We start from the raw sequence: 3,538 nt of genomic DNA on the forward strand, positions 1-3,538 counted from the left end.
CCGAAGAACGAACCCCCTCCCCTCAAGAAAAACCGTGGCGGCGACCTACTCTCCCACCCCATCACAGAGCAGTACCATCAGCGCAAGGAGACTTAACGACCGGGTTCGGAATGAGACCGGGTGTGACCCTCCTGCTAAAACCACCACGGAAACCAACAACCACCATGACTCAACCCCACACCAACAGGGGAATCACGACAGCCAAGCTTTCGTGAACAAGTGTGCGCGAACATCCAATTATCTGCAGCGGACAAGCCCTCGGCCTATTAGTACCGGTCAGCTCCACCCCTCACAGGGCTTCCACATCCAGCCTATCAACCCCGTCGTCTACAGGGAGCCTTACCCTCTCTAAGGAGGCAGGAGACCTCATCTCGAAGCAAGCTTCCCGCTTAGATGCTTTCAGCGGTTATCTCTCCCGAACGTAGCCAACCAGCCATGCCCTTGGCAGGACAACTGGCACACCAGAGGTTCGTCCGTCCCGGTCCTCTCGTACTAGGGACAGCCCTTCTCAAGTCTCCAACGCGCACAGCGGATAGGGACCGAACTGTCTCACGACGTTCTAAACCCAGCTCGCGTGCCGCTTTAATGGGCGAACAGCCCAACCCTTGGGACCAACTCCAGCCCCAGGATGCGACGAGCCGACATCGAGGTGCCAAACCATCCCGTCGATATGGACTCTTGGGGAAGATCAGCCTGTTATCCCCGGGGTACCTTTTAGCCGTTGAGCGACACCGCTTCCACACGCCGGTGCCGGATCACTAGTCCCAGCTTTCGCTCCTGCTCGACACGTCCGTCTCACAGTCAAGCTCCCTTGTGCACTTACACTCAACACCTGATTACCAACCAGGCTGAGGGAACCTTTGGGCGCCTCCGTTACTCTTTGGGAGGCAACCGCCCCAGTTAAACTACCCACCAGACACTGTCCCCGAACCGGATCACGGTCCAAAGTTAGATGCCCGAAACAGTCAGAGTGGTATTTCACCAACGCCTCCACCGCCACTAGCGTGACGACTTCACAGGCTCCCACCTATCCTACACAAACCATCCCAAACACCAATGTCAAGCTATAGTGAAGGTCCCGGGGTCTTTCCGTCCTGCTGCGCGAAACGAGCATCTTTACTCGTAGTGCAATTTCACCGGGCCCATGGTTGAGACAGTGGGGAAGTCGTTACGCCATTCGTGCAGGTCGGAACTTACCCGACAAGGAATTTCGCTACCTTAGGATGGTTATAGTTACCACCGCCGTTTACTGGCGCTTAGATTCCTAGCTTCGCCAGGGCGAACCCCAACTAACCAGTCCTCTTAACGTTCCAGCACCGGGCAGGCGTCAGTCCGTATACAGCGTCTTACGACTTCGCACGGACCTGTGTTTTTAATAAACAGTCGCTTCCCCCCGCTATCTGCGACCCCACCCAGCTCAGGATGCAAGATCCGTCACCAGACAGGGCTCCCCTTCTCCCAAAGTTACGGGGACAATTTGCCGAGTTCCTTAACCATGGTTCACCCGAACGCCTCGGTATTCTCTACCTGACCACCTGCGTCGGTTTAGGGTACTGGCCACACACGAACTCGCTAGAGGCTTTTCTCGACAGCATGGGATCACTCACTTCACCGAAAACGGCTCGGCATCACGTCTCAACCTTCATGAGAGGCGGATTTGCCTACCTCTCGGCCTACACGCTTACCCCCGGACAACCACCGCCGGGTAGAGCTACCCTCCTGCGTCACCCCATCACTTACCTACTACAAGCTCGGGTCCCAGACCAGCTCAGAGGCGTTCCCCGAAGGGACCACCAAGAACCAGCGTGGTTAGCATCACCTGATTCGATACTGGACGCTCGTGCACGGGTACGGGAATATCAACCCGTTATCCATCGACTACGCCTGTCGGCCTCGCCTTAGGTCCAGACTCACCCTGGGCGGATTAACCTGCCCCAGGAACCCTTAGTCAATCGGCGGCAACGTTTCTCACGTTGCTTTCGCTACTCATGCCTGCATTCTCACTCGCACACCCTCCACCACTCGATCACTCGGCAGCTTCACTGGATGCACGACGCTCCCCTACCAACCCAGTCCTTACGGACTGAACTTCACAGCTTCGGCGGTGTACTTAAGCCCCGCTACATTATCGGCGCAGAACCACTTGACCAGTGAGCTATTACGCACTCTTTAAAGGATGGCTGCTTCTAAGCCAACCTCCTGGTTGTCTCAGCAACTCCACAACCTTTCCCACTTAGCACACGCTTAGGGGCCTTAGCTGATGATCTGGGCTGTTTCCCTCTCGACTACGAAGCTTATCCCCCGCAGTCTCACTGCCACGCTTCACTTAACCGGCATTCGGAGTTTGTCTGACGTCAGTAACCTTGTAGGGCCCATCAGCCAAACAGTAGCTCTACCTCCAGCAAGAAACACGTGACGCTGCACCTAAATGCATTTCGGGGAGAACCAGCTATCACGGAGTTTGATTGGCCTTTCACCCCTACCCACACCTCATCCCCCAGATTTTCAACTCTGGTGGGTTCGGGCCTCCACGAGGTCTTACCCCCGCTTCACCCTGGACATGGGTAGATCACTCCGCTTCGGGTCCACAGCATGCGACTCAAACGCCCTATTCAGACTCGGTTTCCCTACGGCTACCCCACCCGGGTTAACCTTGCCACACACCATGACTCGCAGGCTCATTCTTCAAAAGGCACGCCATCACCAAAGACAAGCTTCAGCTCTGACGGCTTGACAGCACACGGTTTCAGGTACTATTTCACGACCCCTCACCGGGGCACTTTTCACCTTTCCCTCACGGTACTAGTGCACTATCGGTCATCAGGACGTATTTTGGCTTAGCAGGTGGTCCTGCCAGATTCACACGGAATTTCTCGGGCTCCGCGCTACTCGGGAGAACATCAACACCTAGACTCTTCCTTCACCTACGGGACTCTCACCCACTCCGGTACCGCTTCCCAACGGTTTCAGCTAGAAAAATCATCAGCGCTCCAGGCCGACAGACCTGAAAAGATGCATCCCACAACCCCGCACACGCAACGACTGTCGTCTATCACACGCATGCGGTTTAGCCTCTTCCCCGTTCGCTCACCACTACTAGGAGAATCACTGTTGTTTACTCTTCCTACGGGTACTGAGATGTTTCACTTCCCCGCGTCACCACCAACTACCCTATACATTCAGGTAGCGGCAACCCGACACAACTCGGGCTAGGTTTCCCCATTCGGACACCCGCGGATCAAAGCTCGGTTGACAGCTCCCCGCGGCCTATCGTGGCCTCCCACGTCCTTCATCGGCGCCTGATGCCAAGGCATCCACCGTGTGCCACTATCACTTGGCCACTACAGATAATAAGATGCTCGCGCACACTATTCACAAATCAAAACACCAACCACAAACCCCGATACCTCACACCAACCCGAAAGCTGGGAGTTCTCAGAGGTGGTAGTGGGAACCAACTCGACCACCCGCCCCCAAAGGAGCCGATGGCCGGGATTGCTTCCTCAGATACCCAACAGCGCGCCCCCTGACGCTTCTA

General features: G+C 56.0%; 2 rRNA genes. Both read right to left on the bottom strand.

Features of this window, described 5'->3' with window-relative positions:
* Positions 1 to 32: 32 nt before the first annotated feature.
* Positions 33 to 148, bottom strand: a 5S ribosomal RNA gene (gene rrf / locus D457_RS0131515).
* Between the two features lie 97 nt (positions 149 to 245).
* Positions 246 to 3,341: ribosomal RNA gene (locus D457_RS0131520) — 23S ribosomal RNA — on the bottom strand.
* Positions 3,342 to 3,538 lie beyond the last annotated feature (197 nt).

It is taken from the genome of Nocardiopsis valliformis DSM 45023 (genome assembly GCF_000340985.1).
Classification (GTDB): domain Bacteria; phylum Actinomycetota; class Actinomycetes; order Streptosporangiales; family Streptosporangiaceae; genus Nocardiopsis; species Nocardiopsis exhalans.